Below are 18532 nucleotides of genomic sequence, written 5' to 3' on the forward strand. Positions count from 1 at the left end.
CGGGACGGAACGGCCGAGGCTCCAGGCGGAGCGCGGACCGCGGAGGGCACCGCTGCCCGTCGCGTGATCGATCCCCCTCGAGACTCCCGCCCTTACACGACCTCCGGGTCGTCGAGCCTGACTCTGAGTGTAGGCGGCGGACGGTATCCGCGGTCGCTGCGCGGCTTGCGTCCCTTCGTCGCCGAGCGCACGATCGACGACCGCAATGCGGATGCCACCGCCGCGCCGTGCGCGTACTCGAAGCGCACGATGGCGCGCACGGCGTCAGAGGACACGCTGCCCTGCCTCGCCGTGGTCGCGTGCGGATCGACCGGCGTCGGACCGAGCACGTCGATGACCGTCTGCGGATCGAGGGCGGCAACGGCGTCGCCGACGGCCTTCGGCGTGCCCGTCACGGTTGCGACGCGCACGGCCGGCGGGAACCGGAGAACCCGACGATCCTTGAGCTGCGCGCTCGCGTACTCCGGCTGTCGCCAGGTGGCCAGTGCCTGCGCGAGCGGTCCGGAGACCCCGACGAGCACGACGGGAGCGCCAGGAGCGGCGAGGGATGCCGCGTTCGACCACCACCGCAGGCAGTCCTCCGCCACGTTCAGGGACTCCCTGGCGAGCATCCGTTCGCCGTCGAGCAACAACACGGCTCGGTACCCGCTCGTTGCGATCGGCTCGGCACCACGGGTCGCAACGACGAGCGCCGGCCGGTCGTCGACGGCGGTCACCCGGCGTTCCCCGTCGGACACGACAACCCGCACGCCGGGGAACGCACGGCCGAGCTCCTCAGCGGTGCGGGACGATCCGCGCGAGACGAGTCTCACTCGCGTGCCGCCGCAGTTGGAGCAGGTCCATCCGGTGGCGATCGCGCCGCACCAGCGGCACGAGGGCGCGGCTCCCGCTCGGTCCTGACCGAGCGGACCGCCGCAGCGCGAGCAGTGAGCGGCCTCACGGCACTGCGCGCAGGCCACCACCGGCGCGTATCCCGGCCGTGCCACCTGTACCAGCACGGGGCCGGCGTCCAGCCCTTCTCGTGCCGCCCGCCAGGCTCCTGCGGGAACGCGCGACGGGGCTCCCTCCCCTGCCTGAGCGGCGGTGACGACGACGCGCGGGCTCTGCGCGCGCTCCGGCGCGTGAGCGGTGAGCCATCCGAGGTCGACGAGCCGCTGCACCTCGATGCTGCGGGTATGTCCGACGAACGCCAGCCCGCATCCTTCGGCTTCGGCGCGCACGAGTGCGACATCCCTGGAGTGCGCGTACGGCGCGAGCGGCTCCACGTGGAGCGGATCCGAGTCGTCCCACAGAGCGATGAGGCCCAGCCGATACGCGGGTGCGTAGACCGCCGACCGGTTACCGATCACCACCACCGGGCGCGGCTCGAGGCAGCGCAGGAACGCGCGGTAGCGATCCGGATTCGACTGGCCTGCATCGACGCGAGCGATGGCATCCGTCTCCACGGCGTCGGCGAGGGCGGCCTGGAGCTGATCCAGGTCGCGGTAGTCGGGCACAGCGAGGATCGCGCTGCGACCGGATGCCAGGCGCCGGGCTGCGAGCTCGGCCATCGTCACGGCCCACGCGCCCACCCACGTGCCGTCGCCGGTGCGCGCGAGTCGCGGCACGGCATCCACCGCGATCCGGCCGGCGGCATCGACGGATGCAGCCAGGTCGTCGCGGTATCCGCGCACCGGCAGCCGCTCGGCGACGGGGATCACGTCGGCATCCTCCGCTCGCGGATGCTGGGCCGCCAGCCATGCCTTCTCCACCCTCACCATGCGCGGCGGGACAGCCAGGCGCAGCACGTCGCTCGCGCTGCCGGCCGATCGGTCGGCGATCCGCCTGGCCAGCGTCGCCACGGATGGCGTCAGCACCCTGGCGGCCGAGACGACGGACTCCAGTTCGCTGAGGTCTCCCTCGAAGTCGGCGTGATCGGTGACCTCGACGATGTAGCCTCCGGCGAGCCGCCCCGCCGTGCGCAGCGGGACGTTCACGCGCACGCCGGGGACGGCCTCATCGGCCAGCCGTTCGGGGATCGCGTAGTCGAACAGTCGATCCAGTTGCGGAAGCGGGGTGTCGACGATCACGCGGGCGACCCGCGCAGCCGGCATGGCGCTCTACAGCCCCGCGGCCGACCGCAGGTCGTCGACGCGGTTCAGTCGCTCCCAGGTGAAGTCGGGGAGCTCCCGGCCGAAGTGGCCGTAGGTCGCCGTCTTCGCGTAGATCGGACGCAGCAGGTCGAGGTCGCGGATGATGGCCGCCGGACGCAGGTCGAAGACCTCGCGGATGGCCGCCGTGATGCGGTCCTCAGGCAGGTGGCCCGTGCCGAACGTCTCGACGTACAGGCCGACCGGGGACGCCGTGCCGATCGCATAGGCGACCTGCACCTCGAGACGATCCGCGAGGCCCGCGGCCACGGCGTTCTTCGCCACCCAGCGCATGGCGTACGCGGCCGAGCGGTCCACCTTGGACGGGTCCTTGCCGCTGAACGCGCCACCGCCATGGCGGGACGCCCCGCCGTACGTGTCGATGATGATCTTGCGTCCCGTGAGGCCTGCGTCGCCCTGCGGTCCGCCGATCTCGAAGCGCCCCGTTGGGTTGATCAGCAGCTTCACGTCGCGCGAGTCGAGGTCGACCCGGTCGAGGACCGGGCGGATGATGTGCTCGGCCACCTCGGCACGGAGCTGTTCCGTCGACACCGAAGTCGAGTGCTGCGTGGACAGCACGACGGTGTCGATGGTCGCCGGAGTGATGCCGTCGTATCCGACGGTCACCTGGGTCTTGCCGTCGGGACGGAGGAAGTCGAGTTCGCCGGCCTTGCGCGCCTCGGAGAGCCGCTCGGCGAGGCGGTGCGCGATCCAGATCGGAACCGGCATGAGTTCCGGCGTCTCCGTCGTGGCGTAGCCGAACATGATGCCCTGGTCGCCTGCACCCTGCTGGTCGAGCAGGTCGTGCGATGAGCCCTCACGGGTCTCGTACGCGGAGTCGACTCCTTGGGCGATGTCGGGCGATTGACCGCCGATCGACACCGAGACTCCACAGGACCGGCCGTCGAACCAGACGTCGGACGACGTGTAGCCGATGCCGGTGATGGTCTCGCGGACGATCGCGGGGATCTCCACGTACCCGCTCGTCGTGACCTCGCCGGCGACGTGGACGAGACCGGTGGTGACGAGCGTCTCGACAGCGACGCGACTGTGCGGATCGACCCGCAACAACGCATCGAGGATGCTGTCGGAGACCTGGTCGCAGATCTTGTCGGGATGCCCTTCGGTGACCGACTCGGATGTGAAAAGGCGCAAAGAAGTCATGGATACTCCAGCTGATCCTCAGGGCGCGCCCGGGCTCCGTAGGCTACGGAGCCGGCGTCGCGCCCCTCGCCCCATCCACGTTCTGGTCGCGGGTCAGGCGGAGGTGATGACGTCGAGAATACGATCGGCCACCGACGTCTTGCTGCCGGCGGCCTCCATCACTATATCGCCGTGCGAATCGAGCACGACGACCTCGTTGTCATCGGTGGAGAACCCCGTCTTCCAGCCCACGTTGTTGATGACCAGGAAGTCGCAGCCCTTGCGCTTCAGCTTGCGGCGACCGAGCTCGATGAGCGCCTGCGGGTCGCTCTCGGTCTCGGCCGCGAAACCCACGATCACCTGGTCCGGGCGCTTGCCGGCCGAGAGGCCGGCGAGGATGTCGGGGTTGGCGACCAGCGAGAGTTGCAGACCTTCGCCGACGTCATCCTTCTTGATCTTGCCCTCCTGCAGCTTGGCGGGCCGGAAGTCGGCGACGGCGGCCGCCATCACCACGACGTCGGCGCCGGATGCGGCATCCGTCACGGCTTTCTGCAGTTCGAGCGCGCTGGAGACGGATCGGGTCTCCAGTCCGTCGGGCACGGGAACGTCGAGGTGGGCGGCGATGAGAACGACATCCGCTCCCCTGTCGCGCGCCGCCGTCGCGATCGCGACACCCTGTTTGCCGCTGGACCGGTTGCCGAGGAATCGCACGGGATCGAGCGGCTCGCGGGTTCCACCCGCCGTGACGATGATGCGGTGACCGGCGAGGTCGCGGCGGGAGAGGCGCGCGGATTCGTCGGTGGACGACGCGGATGCTCCGCGCCCACGACGTGCTGACGGCTTCCTGACGAGTGCCAGCGCCGCCTCGACGATGACTTCCGGCTCCTCAAGACGCCCCGGGCCGGAGTCGGATCCGGTCAGCTGTCCCGTCGCGGGACCGACCAGCGTCACACCCCTGGAGCGCAGCGTCTGCACGTTCGCCTGTGTCGCCTTGTTCTGCCACATCTCGGTGTGCATGGCCGGCGCCACGACGATCGGGGCGGTCGTGGCGAGGATCGTGTTCGTCAGGAGGTCGTCCGCCAGTCCGTTCGCGATCTTCGCGAGCGTGTTGGCCGTCGCGGGCACGATGACGACGAGGTCGGCGCTCTTCCCGATGCCGACGTGGCGCACCTCCGACACGCCCTCGTACAGGTCCGTGTTGAGCGGATTGCGGCTGATCGCCTCGAACGTCGGGGCGCCGACGAACCGGAGTGCGGCATCCGTCGCGATGACGTGAACATCGTGTCCGAGGAGCACGAACGACCGGATGACCGAGACGGCCTTATATGCGGCGATGCCGCCGGTCACGCCCACGACGATGGTCAGGGGCGTGCTGGCGGCATTGCTGTTCACGGGGACGCTGCCGCGTGAGGTCACTCGTCGATGGGACGGGCGACGAGCTTGTCTTCGTTGATCTCGTGCAGCGCGACCGAGAGGGGCTTGTCATCGATCGTGGAGTCCACGAGGGGTCCGACGTTGTCGAACAGGCTGCCCTCGTGCAGATCGGCGTAGTAGTCGTTGATCTGGCGGGCGCGCTTCGACGCGAAGATGACCAGCGCGTACTTCGACTCCACGCGGGACAGCAGCTCGTCGATCGGCGGGTCGATGATGCCCTTGGCTGCGATTGCCATGAATGCTCCTTCTGTTGCGGCCGCGGTCGTGACGGGGCCGCCGAGATGGTGGGGTCGGCGGACGGCGAAGCTACTGACTTCGACGTTCAGCGACCGGATGACGTTGCGGCGCGGCGCGACCGGCGCGCGCGCACTTCCATCAAGTCTACGACCTCGCGCGCGGCGTCGGCCACGGTGCTGTTCACCACGCGGGCGTCGAACTCGTCCTGGGAGGCTAGTTCGACCTTCGCCGTCGCCAGGCGCCGGCGCTGCTCCTCCTGCGATTCCGTGCCTCTGCCGATGAGCCGGCGCACCAGCTCGTCCCAGCTCGGCGGTGCCAGGAAGACCAGCACGGCGTCCGGCATCGCTGCTCGCACCTGGCGGGCACCCTGCAGGTCGATCTCGAGCAGCACGCTGCGACCCTGTTCCAGGGCGTCCTCGATGGGAGCTCGCGGTGTGCCGTATCGATGGCTGTTGTGCACCTTCGCCCACTCGAGCAGCTCGTGCTCGGCGATCATGCGGTCGAACTCGGCGTCGTCCACGAAGTAGTAGTCGACACCCTCGACCTCGCCTGGACGCGGCGTGCGGGTCGTGGCCGAGACGGAGAGCAGCACGTCGGGATAGTTCTCCCTGATGTGCCTCGCCACGGTTCCCTTTCCGACGGCCGTCGGACCGGCGAGCACGGTGAGCCGGGTGCGGTGATGCGTGGTCGGCTGTTCGAAGCGCTCGATCAGGAACTCGCGCAGGCGGGCTCGCTGATGCTTGCCGAGGCCGCCGAGCCGTTTCACCGGCGCGATCTCGAGGCGGGAGAGGATGTCGGCGGTCTTCGTCGCCCCGATCGCCTTCAGGCTCATCAGGAAGTCGGTGATCCGCAAGGTGCCCTCTGGACCGGACGGATTCCGGGAGGCGGTGTCGAGCACCTCGACGGGCGAACGCGTGCCGGCCGCTATCTCGGTCTTCACCGAGGCACGGGCACGGCGGGCGGCGACCGCGGCGCGCGATGCGGCGACGCGGTCGACCTCTGGGGGACGGATGCGCTGGGAACGGAGTGCGGTGTCGGGCATTGTCTCGGGGGTGATTCGCAGCGGGGGCTGCAGCGTCGGATGGTCAGGCAAGTGCGGTTCGCACCTCGGCGGCGCGAGTCGCGATGGTGTCGGCAAGGCCGTCGGGTCCGGCGGACAGGATGCCGCGCGACTCGCTGACCACGAGCATCCGAGCGTACTCGCCGTAGATGCTCGCCGCGTCTTCGATGCGTGCGCCCTGGTGTCCGAACCCCGGTGCGAGCACCGGCAGTTCGGGCGTGGGCGCCGACGACACGTCGATGCCGAAGACGGACAGGTCCAGGGTCGCGCCGAGCACGACACCGAGCGGGCCTGCCACGTGCCCGATCGCCTGGTTCTGAACCGTCACATCTTCGATGATGGCACGGGCCACCGATCGTCCCGAATCAGGCGCTACGGATGTCTGGATCGCGGCGGCCTCCGGGTTGCTCGTCGCAGCGAGCACGAACAGTCCCTTGCCCGACTCCGCCGCGAGCCGGATGGGGCCGGCCAGCGAACCGACCCCCTGGAACGCGGAGATCGTCATCGCGTCCGCCTCCAGGGGGGCGCCAGGCGTCAGCCAGGCCTCGCCGTACGCCTCGACGCTGGTGCCGAGGTCGCCGCGTTTGACATCCGCGATGACGAGGAGCCCGGCGGCGCGGGCCGCGGCGAGCACCTCTTCGAGAGCCGCGTAGCCCGCGGAGCCGAAGCGTTCGAAGAAGGCGACCTGCGGCTTCACGATTCCTGCCCCGCCCCTGGCGGCAGCTTCCACGACCGCGAGGCCGAGCTCGCGGGCGCCGGACGCGTCATCGGGCAGGGCCCAGTCGGCGAGCAGGTAGGAGTGCGGATCGATCCCCACGCACAGGCCGCCGCGTTCAGCGATGATCCGTTGCAGCCGGGTTCCGAAGCCGTCAGAAGCGGCTGCGCCGTCGCCTTCTCCGGCCCGCACTCCCCCGTGCTGTGCCATGCTCACGCCCGTCCTGCCCTGTCGATCGCGTACTCCTGCAGCGATCGCACGTCGAAGCCCTCGCGGATCGCGTCGATCGACGCCACCGCAGCGCTGAGCTCGGCGATGGTCGTGAACAGCGCGATGTCCGCGGCGACGGCCGCAGCACGGATCTCGTATCCGTCAGCACGAGCCGAACGGCCGCTCGGCGTGTTCACGACGATGTCGATCTCACCCCTGTTGATCAGGTCGACGATGCTGGGCTCGTCGCCGGAGGGCTCGTCGCTGAACTTGCGCACCGTGTCGGCGGCGATGCCGTTGCGCGCCAGCACCTCGGCGGTGCCCGAGGTGGCCACCAGGCGGTACCCCTGCTGCGCGAGGCGAAGAGCCGGCAGCACGATGGACCGCTTGTCGCGGTCGCTCAGCGAGACGAAGACCGTGCCGGTCAGCGGCATGCCTCCGTACGCCGCGGTCTGGCTCTTCGCGAATGCGCGCGGGAAGTCGCGGTCGATGCCCATGACCTCGCCCGTGGAGCGCATCTCGGGTCCCAGCACAGAGTCGACCATCTGGCCGTCGCGGGTGCGGAACCGCTTGAACGGCAGCACGGCTTCCTTGACCGAGACCGGGGCGTCGAGCGGCACGACCGATCCGTCTTGAGCCGGCAGCAGGCCGACATCCTTCAGCGAAGCGATCGACTCGCCGACCATGATGCGGCTAGCCGCCTTCGCGAGCGGGATGCCAAGGGCCTTGGACACGAACGGCACCGTGCGGCTGGCCCGAGGGTTGGCCTCCAGCACGTAGAGCACACCGGCCGCGATGGCGAACTGCACGTTCAGCAGTCCGCGCACACCGATGCCCTCTGCGATCTTCAGCGTCGCCTCGCGCACCCTGTCGATCTCGGCACGGCCGAGCGTGACGGGCGGGAGCGTGCAGCTCGAGTCGCCGGAGTGGATACCGGCCTCTTCGATGTGCTCCATGACGCCGCCGATGTAGAGCTGCTCACCGTCGTACAGCGCGTCGACGTCGATCTCGGTGGCGTCGTCCAGGAAGCGGTCGACGAGGAGCGGATGCCCCGGTCCGATGATCGCCTGGTCCGCGACACGTGCGAAGTAGTCCTCCAGCGACGGGCTGTCGTAGACGATCTCCATGCCGCGTCCGCCGAGCACGTAGCTCGGACGCACCAGCACGGGGAAGCCGATCTCGCCGGCAACGGCCTGCGCACCGAGCACGTCGTAGGCGATGCCGTTGCGCGGGGCGAGCAATCCGGCGTTGTCCAGGATCTCCGAGAACAGCCCGCGCTCCTCGGCGAGGTCGATCGCGCTCGGCGTCGTGCCGAGGATCGGGACACCAGCCGCCTCGAGGCCCTTGGCGAGGCCCAGCGCCGTCTGGCCGCCCAGCTGCACCACGACGCCGACGAGCTCACCGGATTGCGACTCGGCGTGGATGACCTCCAGCACGTCCTCGAGCGTGAGCGGCTCGAAGTAGAGCCGGTCGCTGGTGTCGTAATCCGTCGACACGGTCTCCGGGTTGCAGTTGATCATGATCGTCTCGAACCCGGCGTCGTGCAGCGCGAACGAGGCGTGCACGCAGGAGTAGTCGAACTCCACACCCTGGCCGATGCGGTTCGGGCCGGATCCGAGGATGACCACCTTGCGCCTGTCGCTCGGCTCCACCTCGGTCTCGCTGTCGTAGCTCGAGTAGTGGTACGGCGTGAGCGCCGGGAACTCGCCGGCGCACGTGTCGACCGTCTTGTAGACGGGACGCACACCGAGGATGTGGCGTACCTCGCGCACCTCGGCCTCGCCGAAGCCGCGCAGCTGGCCGATCTGGGCGTCTGAGAAGCCGTGGTCCTTGGCCAGCAGCATCGTGTCGGTGTCGAGCATGCCTGCCCCGGCGATCTGGTCCGCGACCTCGTTGATGAGGACGATCTGGTCGAGGAACCAGGGGTCGATGCCGGTCGCGTCGTAGAGATCCTGGATGCTCGCGCCCTTGCGCAGCGCCTGCTGCACGGTGACGATCCGGCCGTCCGTCGGAGTGGCGGCGATCCGCACGAGCTCCTCGACGCTGCGCGACTCCTCGCTCCAGTGGAACGAGGACCCGTTCTTCTCCAGGGATCGCAGCGCCTTCTGCAGAGCGCTCGCGAAGCTGCGGCCGATGGCCATTGCCTCGCCGACCGACTTCATGGTCGTGGTGAGCGTGGGGTCCGCCGCAGGGAACTTCTCGAACGCGAACCTCGGCACCTTCACGACGACGTAGTCCAGCGTCGGCTCGAAGCTGGCCGGCGTGACGCGCGTGATGTCGTTCGGGATCTCGTCGAGCCGGTATCCGATCGCGAGCTTCGCAGCGATCTTCGCGATCGGGAAGCCGGTGGCCTTGGACGCGAGCGCACTGGAGCGCGACACGCGGGGGTTCATCTCGATGACGATGACCCGTCCGGTGACGGGATTCACCGCGAACTGGATGTTGCAGCCGCCGGTGTCCACGCCGACCGCGCGGATGATGTCGATGCCGATGTCGCGCAGCCGCTGGTATTCGCGGTCGGTGAGCGTGAGGGCAGGCGCCACCGTGATGGAGTCGCCCGTGTGCACGCCGACAGGGTCGACGTTCTCGATGGAGCATACGACGACCGTGTTGTCGGCCGTGTCGCGCATGAGCTCGAGCTCGTACTCCTTCCAGCCGAGGATCGACTCCTCGAGGAGCACCTCGTGCGTCGGCGAGTCGTGCAGGCCGGCGCCGGCGATGCGGCGCAGGTCGGTCTCGTCGTACGCGAAACCGGATCCGAGGCCGCCCATGGTGAAGCTGGGGCGAACGACGAGCGGATACCCGAGCTCGGCGGCTCCCGCCAGCACCTCATCCATCGTGTGGCAGATGCGGGAGTCGGCGACGTCCGCGCCGCACTCGATGATCAGCTCCTTGAAGATCTGGCGATCCTCGCCCTTCTGGATGGCTTCGAACTTGGCGCCGATCAGCTCGACCCCGTACTTCTCGAGGATGCCGTGCTCGTGCAGCTGCATGGCCGCGTTCAGCGCGGTCTGGCCGCCAAGGGTCGGCAGGATGGCATCCGGCTTCTCCTTGGCGATGATCGTCTCGATCACCTGCCACGTGATGGGCTCGACATAAGTGGCGTCGGCGAAGTCGGGGTCGGTCATGATGGTGGCCGGGTTGGAGTTCACCAGGATGACGCGCACGCCCTCCTCGCGGAGCACGCGGCACGCTTGGGTTCCCGAGTAGTCGAACTCGCAGGCCTGCCCGATGACGATGGGCCCGGAGCCGATGACGAGGACGCTGGAGATGTCTTCTCTCTTAGGCATGGATCAGGCAGCTCCCTTGTTCTTCTTCGACTTCTTGCGACCTGTGCCGCGCTGTGACTCAATGACCATGTCGCGGAACCTGTCGAACAGGTAGTTGGCGTCGTGCGGGCCGGCCGCGGACTCCGGGTGGTACTGCACGCTGAACGCGGGGATGTCCAGGCAGTTCAGGCCCTCGACGACGTTGTCGTTGAGGTCGTAGTGGCTGACCTCGACGCGTCCGAACCCTGCCGCGGAATCGCTCACGGCGTCGAGAGGCGCGTCCACCGCGAATCCGTGGTTGTGGGCTGTGATCTCCACGCGTCCGGTCGCGCGGTCGAGCACCGGCTGATTGATGCCGCGGTGTCCGAACGGCAGCTTGTAGGTGCCGTAGCCGAGCGCCCGTCCGAGGAGCTGGTTGCCGAAGCAGATGCCGAAGTACGGCACGTCGTTGCGCAGCACCGTTCGCAGCAGCTCGACGTGCTGATCGGACGCCGCAGGGTCGCCTGGACCGTTCGAGTAGAACAGCGCGCTCGGCTGCAGCGCCATGATGTCGTCGGCCGTCGAGGTCTCCGGCAGCACGATCACGTCGAATCCGCGATCGGCGAGGTAGCCCAGCGTGCTCGTCTTGACGCCGAGATCGAGCACGGCGACGGATCCGATCCGCTCCCCGCGCGCCGGGATCGTGTACGGCTGCGGCGTGGAGACCACGGCCGACAGGTTCAGTCCGCGCATGTCGGCGCCGCTGCGCACGAAGTCGAGCTGTTCGCTCGCGCTGGCCAGCGCATCCGCTCCGGAGAAGATGGCGGCGCGCATGGCACCTGCCGAGCGCAGGTGACGTGTGACGGCTCGGGTGTCGATGCCGCTGATGCCCACGATGCCGTTCGCGGCGAGGTCGTCGTCGAGGCTGCGCTGGGAGCGGAAGTTGGAGACCACGCGCGACGGCTCGCGCACCGCGAAACCGGCGACCCAGATGCGCTTCGACTCCATGTCGACGTCGTTCATACCGGTGTTGCCGATGTGCGGCGCCGTCATGAGCACGATCTGGCCCGCATACGACGGGTCGGTGAGCGTCTCCTGGTAGCCGGTCATGCCGGTCGCGAAAACGGCCTCGCCGAGCGTGCGGCCGAGCGCGCCGTATCCGCGTCCATCGAACCGTGAGCCGTCCTCCAGGACGAGAACCGCAGGCTCGCGCCGTGCGCCCGCCGCTGCGGCCGACGGGGCGGAGAACTCGACCTGCGGCGTCGGCGGGGCCGCGGGTACGCCGTTCTGGGCCGCGTCGTTCTGCTGGTCGGGCTGCTCCTGCTCGTGTGGCAGGTTCTGCTCGTCGGGCACGTTCTGGTCGTCTGACATGTCAGGCCTCGCTTCCGGTGGTCTTGTCAGTTGTCTCGTCTGTTGCGTCGTCGTCGGCGTCGTTCGTCGTTGAGCTGATGCTGCTGATGCCCGCGATGAGTCGTCGGCGCTCGTCCGGGTCGGTCACGCGCAGGTACGTGTCGAGCACCGGGCCTTCGGCATCGGCGGGCACGCGCCAGGCGATCATCAGCAGGCCGTCGCGCTCGACGGTGCGGTCGATGGTCCAGGTCGCCGCGCCGACTCCGAGGATCGCGGACGCCGCGATCGCCACGCTGCTCTCCCCCGGCGCCGTCAGGGTCACGCCGCCCTGGGAGACGGTGACGGATGCCGTTGAGCGGAACGCGAGACCGGCGACGACGGCTCGGTCCAACGGCTTGTCGTGGTAGGTGGTGGCCACGTGCAACGCCTTCGCGCTGAGCAGCGTCGCGCCGGCATCCTCGAGTGCGGTGGGAACGACGACCACGGAATCGCGTCGTGCCCGTCGGCGCCAGCCGAGCCACATGCCGAGGAAGACAAGCGCGAGGACGACGAGGATCAGCAGGGTCGGCCAGAGCTTATCCATGGAGCACCTCCTCGCTCGTCGCCCGGACCTCGCGCGCCAGGGCCGCAGCCTCATCGGGGGCGATGAGCTCGCCGTCGCGCAGCGTTGCCGTTCCGTCGTGGAACGTCCAGCGAACGCGTCCGGGAAGTTCGCGACCGAGGTACGGCGAGTTCACGCCCTTGCCCGCCAGGCGATCGAGGTCGAAGACTCCGCCGTCGGCGGGGTCGTAGAGCGCGAGGTCGGCCCGATTGCCCGTGCCGACGGACGTGCCGCGGTTCACGCGACCGATCCTCGCCGGCGTCTCGGACATCACCCGTGCGACATCCGTCCACTCCATCAGTCCGGTCTCCACCATGGCCTTGTGCACGACGCTGAGCGCGGACTCGAGGCCGACCATGCCGTTGGCCGCTGCGTCCCACTCGCAGTCCTTAGCCTCGATGGGGTGCGGAGCATGGTCCGTTGCGACGATGTCGATGGTCCCGTCGGCGAGCGCCTCGCGCAGGGCCTGCACGTCCTCGGCACGACGCAGCGGCGGGTTCACCTTGTACCGGGAGTCGTAGCCGGCGACGAGATCCTCGGTGAGGAGCAGGTGGTGCGGCGTCGCCTCGGCCGTGACGTCGATGCCGCGCGCCTTGGCCCAGCGGATTATGTCGACCGATCCGGCGGTCGAGACGTGACAGACGTGCAGCCTGCTGCCGACGTGTTCGGCCAAGAGCACGTCGCGGGCGATGATCGACTCCTCGGCGACGGCGGGCCATCCGGCCAGGCCGAGCGTGCCGGAGAGGGCGCCCTCGTTCATCTGCGCCCCGGCGGTCAGCCGTGGCTCCTGCGCGTGCTGGGCGATGACACCGTCGAATGCCTTCACGTACTCGAGCGCGCGGCGCATCAGCAGGGGGTCGAAGACGCACATGCCGTCGTCCGAGAACACCCGGACGCGTGCGCGGGAGGCCGCCATGGCGCCGAGCTCTGCCAGACGCTCCCCCGCCAGACCCACGGTGACGGCGCCGATGGGCTGTACAGTCGCGTATCCGGCGGAGCGTCCCAGCGAGAGTTCCTGTTCGACGACGCCCGCCGTGTCGGCCACCGGAGAGGTGTTGGCCATCGCGAAGACGGTGGTGAATCCTCCTGCGGCCGCAGCACGCGTGCCGGTGAGGACCGTCTCGCTCTGCTCGAAGCCGGGCTCGCGCAGATGCGTGTGCAGGTCGACCAGACCGGGCAGGGCGATGAGGCCGGAGGCGTCGATGCGGGTGGCGCCGTCCGCGGCATCCGCTGCTTCGGCTCCGACCGTCAGCACACCGTCCGCGACGAGGATGTCGGTGCGCACGCCGTCGGCGAGCGTCGCGCCCTCGATGAAGAACTTTTCGCGTGACACCTAACCGACCTCCCGATCGCCCGACAGCAGCAGATAGAGCGCAGCCATGCGCACAGAGACACCGCTCGCGACCTGATCGCGCACGAGCGAGCGCGGCGAATCGGCGGCTGCGGCGGAGATCTCCAGACCCCTGATCATGGGGCCCGGATGCATCACCATCGTATCCGGGCGCAACCTGACCAATCGCTCGGCGTCCAGCCCCCACGTTCGCGAGTACTCGCGCGTGTTCGGGAAGAAGGCGGCGTTCATGCGCTCCGCCTGGATGCGCAGCATCATCACGACGTCCGGATCGGCGTCGATCGCAGCGTCGAGGTCGTAGCCGATCCGCGCCGGCCACAGTCCGGTGTCCACCGGCAGCAGCGTCGGCGGTGCGACGAGGGTGACCTCGGCGCCCAGCGTGTCCAGCAGCCAGACGTTCGAACGGGCGACCCGGGAGTGCAGGATGTCGCCGACGATCACGACTCGCAGTCCGTCCAGCGCCTTGCCTCGGCTGGCGTCGCCGTGCAGGCGCTTGCGCATCGTGAAGGCGTCGAGCAGTGCCTGCGTGGGATGCTCGTGCGTGCCGTCCCCGGCGTTCAGGATGCCCGCGTCGATCCATCCGCTGGAGGCGAGCGTGTGCGGCGCTCCCGATGCCGAGTGCCGAACGACCACCGCGTCGGCACCGATCGCCGCGAGGGTCTGCGCCGTGTCTTTCAGGCTCTCGCCCTTGGAGACGCTGGATCCCTTCGCGCTGAAGTTGATCACGTCGGCCGACAGTCGTTTCGCCGCGGCCTCGAACGAGATGCGCGTGCGCGTCGAATCCTCGAAGAACAGGTTGACGACCGTCTTGCCGCGCAGGGTCGGGAGCTTCTTGACCTCGCGGGTGGCGACATCCGCCATGTCCTCGGCGACGTCGAGGATGCCGACCGCGGTGTCGCGATCGAGGTCGCGTGTGGAGAGCAGGTGCCGCATCAGGCTTCACCGCCTTCGGCCGTCGAGGTGTCGTGGTCGCCGCCGTCGATCGTCACGGCGTCCTCGTCGTCCACCTCGCTCACGCGCACGTTGATGCGTTCCCGGGTGGAACTCGGCAGGTTCTTGCCCACGAAGTCCGCCCGGATCGGGAACTCCCGATGCCCGCGATCCACCAGCACGGCGAGCCGTACGGCCTTCGCCCGACCGAGGTCGCTCAGCGCGTCGAGTGCGGCGCGGATGGTGCGTCCTGAGAACAGCACGTCGTCGACCAGGACCACGGTCTTGCCGTCGATCGAGACCGGAACGCTCGTCGGCGCAGGAGTGCGCGTCGGATGCTTCGCCAGATCGTCCCGGTACATGGTCACGTCGAGCGACCCCACCGGCGGCGCCGTGCCGTCTTCGATGCGCGCGATGGTGGATCCGATGCGCTGGGCGAGTGCGACGCCGCGCGTCGGAATGCCCAGGAGCACGAGATCGCCTGAACCCCGGTTGGACTCCAGGATCTCGTGTGCGATCCGAGTCAACGCCCGGGCGATGTCAGCCTGTTGCAGCACAGTACGTGCCGTCATGCCGACCCCCTTCCCCGCCTCACAGGACGGCCCTTAAAGGTTGCCAAACTCCACCAACCCTATCAGGGCATCGGACCCTCCTTCGCGGCCATGCCCCTCCGGAGTCGGCCGGCGGACGGCGCGTCAGCCGCCGAAGGCGTCGGCGACGGCCTGCAGCCTCGCGCGGTACGCAGCCCACCACTGCGCGTCGTGGTCAGGCAGGTTGGACACCGCCGGGCGCAACCCGACCGAGCCGTCGACGAGTTCGCGCACGATGTCGGCGTGGCCGGCGTGGTGCGCCGTCTCGTCGATCAGGTGCACGATGATCTGCCGCAGCGTGACATCGCGCCGCTCAGGGCTCCACCAAGGCACGATGCCGGGCGAATCGAGCTCGAGCTCGGCGATGGTCCTGTCGCCGAACGACTGAGCACCGACATAGAACTCGCGCACCCAGTCGATCGACTCCTCAGCCGTCGCCCACATGTCCGCGTTGTCTTCGGCGCCCGCCTCGAGCCACGGCATCGGCACGCCGGGATCCCTGCCGAAAACCTCGCCGAAGTATCCGTACTCCATGCTCGCCACATGCTTGACGAGACCGAGCAGATTCGTGCCCGTCGGCGTCATCGGGAGGCGAGCTTCACGTTCGCCGAGTCCGTCGAGCTTCCAGACGAGGGCGTCTCTCGACTCCTGGAGGTACCGGGTGAGGAACGCCTTCTCGGCCCTCTCGTCATGCGTCATGCGCACGACGGTACGCCTCCGACGACCTAGCCGCCCCGGCGAAGCCCGGACTACTTGCCGCCGGAGCCGATGTACTTCAGCAGCGCCGAGGTGTCGGTGATGGAGCCCGGATACTGGTGGCCGTTCACGAGGATGGTCGGCGTCCCCTTGATCGCCTTGAGGTCGCTGCCCGGAATCGGTCCGTTCAGCGCGGACTGCGTCGCATCGGTGATCCAGGCCTCATAGCGCGGCGACGGAATGCACGCGTCGGCAGCCGAGGCACCGACGGAGTCCGCGAGCGACTTCAGCTTGGTGTCAGAGAGGCCGGACGATTGCTCCTCGGGCTGGTTCGCGTACAGAGCGGCCAGATAGGTCAGGGTGGCTTTCGGATCGGATGCCGCAACGCAGGTGAGCGCGGCGCCCGCCCGCGACGAGTACTTCGTGCCCTGCGAATTCGGGTCGAGGAAGTTGAGCGGATGCACGCGCAGCGTGATCGTCCCGTCGTCGACCTTCTGAGCCAGGGCTCGCCCGCTCGCCTTCTCGAACTCGCCGCAGTACGGGCACATCGGATCGATGTACGTGTCGACGACCGTCTTGCCGTCGCCGACGACCAGTGCGCCCCTGTCGAAGTCCGCGGCGCCCGTCACACCGGTCGGCAGGGTGATCTTCTGGTTCTGGCTGCCGCCGCCAGTCGTGGAGGTCGGAGCGGATGAGGTGCAGGCGGCGAGCACCGCAACGAGGGCGGCCCCGAGAAGGACAGCGCCGACGCGGCGTGCGAGGGATCGGGACATCGGGTGCTTTCGGGTCGTCACGGCGCAGTCTCGGTCCCGCGCCGGTCACTGTGCGACGGCCGTGTCGATCGCCCAGAGATCGATCCGGAGGATCGCGAAGCCGGTCGGGCCCACCCAACCTACCAGCGGATCCGACGCCTCGTGACTGGTCATTCGACTCGTCACCGAAGGGTCCGGGACCTGCCGTCCACCCCGAGTCCGGCAGCGCGTCCATGCACACCAAGGCTCTGCGCTGCCTCTCGGCGACCTATTTGCCGCCCGAGGTGATGAACTGCTGCAGCGCGGCCGTTGAGGTGATGTCGCCCGCGTACAGGTGACCGTTCACCAGGATGGTCGGGGTCTGGGTGATCGCCTTGATGTCTGCGCCGGGTATGGGTCCGTTCACCGCGTTCTGCGTGATCTGCGTGACCCACTGCGCGTACCGGTACGACGTGATGCATCCGTCGGCGGCATCGGCCCCGACGATGTGGGCGAGAGACGTGAGCCCCTTGTCGCTCAGGCCGCCCGTTCCCTCTTGGGGCTGGTTGTCGTACAACTCCCCGAGGTAGGCGAGCGTGGCCTTCGGAGTCGACTCCGCCACGCAGGCGAGTGCGCTCGAGGCGCGCGACGAGTACGAGGTCCCCCGCGAGCTGCGGTCGAGGAAGTTCATCGGATGCACGCGCAAGGTGATCGCGCCGTCGTTGACCTGTTGTGTCAGCGCTTTCCCGTTGGCCCGTTCGAACGCCCCGCAGTACGGACACATCGGGTCGACGTACGTGTCGACGACGGTCGGACCCGAGCCGACGACGAGCGCATCGGCATTGAGGTCGAGGACCCCGCCCGAGCTCGTGGGAACAACGGTCTGCGTCTGGTGCGCGAAGATCGGCGAGTTGGGCGACGCGCATCCCGCGAGCAGGAGCGCTGCGGCCGCACTCAGCAGCACGCATGCCATGCGTTCTGCGAGTCGTGCGGTCATGACCGAGCGCCTTCGAATCCGCTCCGGAAGGATCAGTGCGAAGCTGTGGTACCGATCTTTGCGAGCACGCCGTTGACGAACTTCGCGGAATCATCGGTGGACAAGATCGTAGCCTGTTCGACTGCTTCCGAGATGGCGACGGGATGCGGGATCGCAGGGTTGAAGAGCAACTCCCACACGCCCATCCGCAGGATCGCGCGATCGACGGCCGGCATCCGCTCCAGGGTCCAGCCCTGCGCGTACGTCTGGATGAGCTCGTCGATCTCGTCGCTGTGGTCGATCACGCCGTCGACGATTTCCCTGGCGTAGAGCCAGGACGCCTCGCGTGCCGGCTCGTTCGCAGCGCGCTGCGCCTCGTCGGCGAGGGCGCGGCCGAACGGGATGCCCCGCACGTCCGCGCTGAAGAGGATGTCGATGGCGCGCTTGCGTGCCTTGGTGCGCGCCCCCACTAGTCGTTGACGCGACCGAGGTAGTCGCCCGAGCGGGTGTCGACCTTGACCTTGGTGCCGGTCTCGAGGAACAGCGGAACCTGGATCTGGTAGCCGGTCTCGACAGTGGCGGGCTTGGTGCCGCCCGTTGAGCGGTCGCCCTGGAGGCCCGGCTCGGTGTACGTGATCTCGAGCACGACGGATGCCGGGAGCTCGACGTACAGCGGGTTGCCGTTGTTCATGGCGATCGTCACGTTCTGGTTCTCGAGCATGAAGTTGGCCGCGTCGCCCACGATGGTGCCGGGAACGGTGAACTGGTCGTAGTCGCTCGTGTCCATGAAGACGAAGCCGTCTCCGTCGCTGTACAGGTACTGGTACTCGCGGCGGTCCACGTTCTCGAACTCGAGCTTGGTGCCGGCGTTGTACGTGCGGTCGACGACCTTGCCGCTGACCACGTTCTTGAGCTTGGTGCGCACGAACGCACCGCCCTTGCCCGGCTTGACGTGCTGGAACTCGATCACGGTCCAGAGCTGGCCGTCGATGTTGAGAACGGCGCCGTTGCGGATGTCAGCGGTATCGGATGCCATGCGTGATGATCCTTCGAAGTACGAGTGGGAAACGGGAAGTCGGACGGTCAAGGCGCGCCACGGCGCCGACCATCAGGCGATTCTACCGGGTGCGG

Annotated in this window: 17 protein-coding genes; all 17 read right to left on the reverse strand. The window is 68.6% G+C overall.

Annotated elements, in window-relative coordinates:
- Nucleotides 1-92: 92 nt before the first annotated feature.
- A complete protein-coding gene (locus HII28_RS01570; RefSeq protein WP_170023807.1) occupies nucleotides 93-2093 on the reverse strand; it encodes a primosomal protein N' in 2001 nt (666 codons plus the stop codon).
- A gap of 6 nt (nucleotides 2094-2099) precedes the next feature.
- Nucleotides 2100-3293 (reverse strand): methionine adenosyltransferase, encoded by a 1194-nt coding sequence (gene metK / locus HII28_RS01575; RefSeq protein WP_170023808.1) that lies wholly within the window; start codon nucleotides 3291-3293, stop codon nucleotides 2100-2102.
- Nucleotides 3294-3386: 93 nt separating this feature from the next.
- Nucleotides 3387-4637: a bifunctional phosphopantothenoylcysteine decarboxylase/phosphopantothenate--cysteine ligase CoaBC gene (gene coaBC / locus HII28_RS01580; protein WP_170025901.1), complete on the reverse strand. Its 1251-nt coding sequence runs from the start codon at nucleotides 4635-4637 to the stop codon at nucleotides 3387-3389.
- A 47-nt stretch (nucleotides 4638-4684) separates the two neighbouring features.
- Nucleotides 4685-4942 (reverse strand): DNA-directed RNA polymerase subunit omega, encoded by a 258-nt coding sequence (gene rpoZ / locus HII28_RS01585; protein ID WP_170023809.1) that lies wholly within the window; start codon nucleotides 4940-4942, stop codon nucleotides 4685-4687.
- 86 nt (nucleotides 4943-5028) lie between these two features.
- Entirely contained in the window at nucleotides 5029-5985 is a 957-nt protein-coding gene (gene gmk / locus HII28_RS01590; protein ID WP_170023810.1) for a guanylate kinase, read from the reverse strand.
- 43 nt (nucleotides 5986-6028) lie between these two features.
- On the reverse strand, nucleotides 6029-6928 hold the full coding sequence (pyrF, locus tag HII28_RS01595; RefSeq protein ID WP_170025902.1) for an orotidine-5'-phosphate decarboxylase: 900 nt from the start codon (nucleotides 6926-6928) through the stop codon (nucleotides 6029-6031).
- Nucleotides 6929-6930: 2 nt separating this feature from the next.
- On the reverse strand, nucleotides 6931-10218 hold the full coding sequence (carB, locus tag HII28_RS01600; RefSeq protein WP_170023811.1) for a carbamoyl-phosphate synthase large subunit: 3288 nt from the start codon (nucleotides 10216-10218) through the stop codon (nucleotides 6931-6933).
- 3 nt (nucleotides 10219-10221) lie between these two features.
- Entirely contained in the window at nucleotides 10222-11547 is a 1326-nt protein-coding gene (gene carA, locus HII28_RS01605; RefSeq protein WP_170023812.1) for a glutamine-hydrolyzing carbamoyl-phosphate synthase small subunit, read from the reverse strand.
- Nucleotide 11548: 1 nt separating this feature from the next.
- Nucleotides 11549-12109, reverse strand: coding sequence for a hypothetical protein (locus HII28_RS01610; protein ID WP_170023813.1), 561 nt, complete (start codon nucleotides 12107-12109; stop codon nucleotides 11549-11551).
- Complete coding sequence (locus HII28_RS01615) at nucleotides 12102-13460, reverse strand: dihydroorotase (RefSeq protein WP_170023814.1); 1359 nt, start codon at nucleotides 13458-13460, stop codon at nucleotides 12102-12104. The genes HII28_RS01610 and HII28_RS01615 overlap by 8 nt, the downstream gene beginning before the upstream one ends.
- Nucleotides 13461-14411: an aspartate carbamoyltransferase catalytic subunit gene (locus HII28_RS01620; RefSeq protein WP_170023815.1), complete on the reverse strand. Its 951-nt coding sequence runs from the start codon at nucleotides 14409-14411 to the stop codon at nucleotides 13461-13463.
- Nucleotides 14411-14980, reverse strand: coding sequence for a bifunctional pyr operon transcriptional regulator/uracil phosphoribosyltransferase PyrR (gene pyrR / locus HII28_RS01625; RefSeq protein ID WP_170023816.1), 570 nt, complete (start codon nucleotides 14978-14980; stop codon nucleotides 14411-14413). The genes HII28_RS01620 and pyrR overlap by 1 nt, the downstream gene beginning before the upstream one ends.
- Nucleotides 14981-15103: 123 nt before the next feature.
- Nucleotides 15104-15697 carry a DinB family protein gene (locus tag HII28_RS01630; protein WP_170023817.1) on the reverse strand — a complete coding sequence of 198 codons (594 nt, stop codon included), beginning with the start codon at nucleotides 15695-15697 and terminating at the stop codon, nucleotides 15104-15106.
- Nucleotides 15698-15747: 50 nt separating this feature from the next.
- Nucleotides 15748-16488 (reverse strand): thioredoxin domain-containing protein, encoded by a 741-nt coding sequence (locus HII28_RS01635; RefSeq protein WP_170023818.1) that lies wholly within the window; start codon nucleotides 16486-16488, stop codon nucleotides 15748-15750.
- A 226-nt stretch (nucleotides 16489-16714) separates the two neighbouring features.
- On the reverse strand, nucleotides 16715-17422 hold the full coding sequence (locus HII28_RS01640; RefSeq protein WP_170023819.1) for a thioredoxin domain-containing protein: 708 nt from the start codon (nucleotides 17420-17422) through the stop codon (nucleotides 16715-16717).
- Between the two features lie 32 nt (nucleotides 17423-17454).
- Nucleotides 17455-17871, reverse strand: coding sequence for a transcription antitermination factor NusB (gene nusB / locus HII28_RS01645; RefSeq protein ID WP_170023820.1), 417 nt, complete (start codon nucleotides 17869-17871; stop codon nucleotides 17455-17457).
- Nucleotides 17871-18437, reverse strand: coding sequence for an elongation factor P (gene efp / locus HII28_RS01650; protein WP_170023821.1), 567 nt, complete (start codon nucleotides 18435-18437; stop codon nucleotides 17871-17873). The genes nusB and efp overlap by 1 nt, the downstream gene beginning before the upstream one ends.
- Nucleotides 18438-18532: the final 95 nt, after the last annotated feature.

It is taken from the genome of Planctomonas sp. JC2975 (assembly GCF_012985205.1).
Taxonomy (GTDB): Bacteria; Actinomycetota; Actinomycetes; order Actinomycetales; family Microbacteriaceae; genus Humibacter.

Excerpts from the sequence above, each read along its gene's own strand:
- metK (WP_170023808.1), bottom strand. The coding sequence starts at position 3,293 with ATGACTTCTTTGCGCCTTTTCACATCCGAGTCGGTCACCGAAGGGCAT.
- HII28_RS01570 (WP_170023807.1), bottom strand. The coding sequence starts at position 2,093 with ATGCCGGCTGCGCGGGTCGCCCGCGTGATCGTCGACACCCCGCTTCCG.
- pyrF (WP_170025902.1), bottom strand. The coding sequence starts at position 6,928 with ATGGCACAGCACGGGGGAGTGCGGGCCGGAGAAGGCGACGGCGCAGCC.
- carB (WP_170023811.1), bottom strand. The coding sequence starts at position 10,218 with ATGCCTAAGAGAGAAGACATCTCCAGCGTCCTCGTCATCGGCTCCGGG.
- HII28_RS01640 (WP_170023819.1), bottom strand. The coding sequence starts at position 17,422 with ATGACCGCACGACTCGCAGAACGCATGGCATGCGTGCTGCTGAGTGCG.
- HII28_RS01610 (WP_170023813.1), bottom strand. The coding sequence starts at position 12,109 with ATGGATAAGCTCTGGCCGACCCTGCTGATCCTCGTCGTCCTCGCGCTT.
- HII28_RS01630 (WP_170023817.1), bottom strand. The coding sequence starts at position 15,697 with ATGACGCATGACGAGAGGGCCGAGAAGGCGTTCCTCACCCGGTACCTC.
- gmk (WP_170023810.1), bottom strand. The coding sequence starts at position 5,985 with ATGCCCGACACCGCACTCCGTTCCCAGCGCATCCGTCCCCCAGAGGTC.
- rpoZ (WP_170023809.1), bottom strand. The coding sequence starts at position 4,942 with ATGGCAATCGCAGCCAAGGGCATCATCGACCCGCCGATCGACGAGCTG.
- carA (WP_170023812.1), bottom strand. The coding sequence starts at position 11,547 with ATGTCAGACGACCAGAACGTGCCCGACGAGCAGAACCTGCCACACGAG.
- efp (WP_170023821.1), bottom strand. The coding sequence starts at position 18,437 with ATGGCATCCGATACCGCTGACATCCGCAACGGCGCCGTTCTCAACATC.
- pyrR (WP_170023816.1), bottom strand. The coding sequence starts at position 14,980 with ATGACGGCACGTACTGTGCTGCAACAGGCTGACATCGCCCGGGCGTTG.
- HII28_RS01620 (WP_170023815.1), bottom strand. The coding sequence starts at position 14,411 with ATGCGGCACCTGCTCTCCACACGCGACCTCGATCGCGACACCGCGGTC.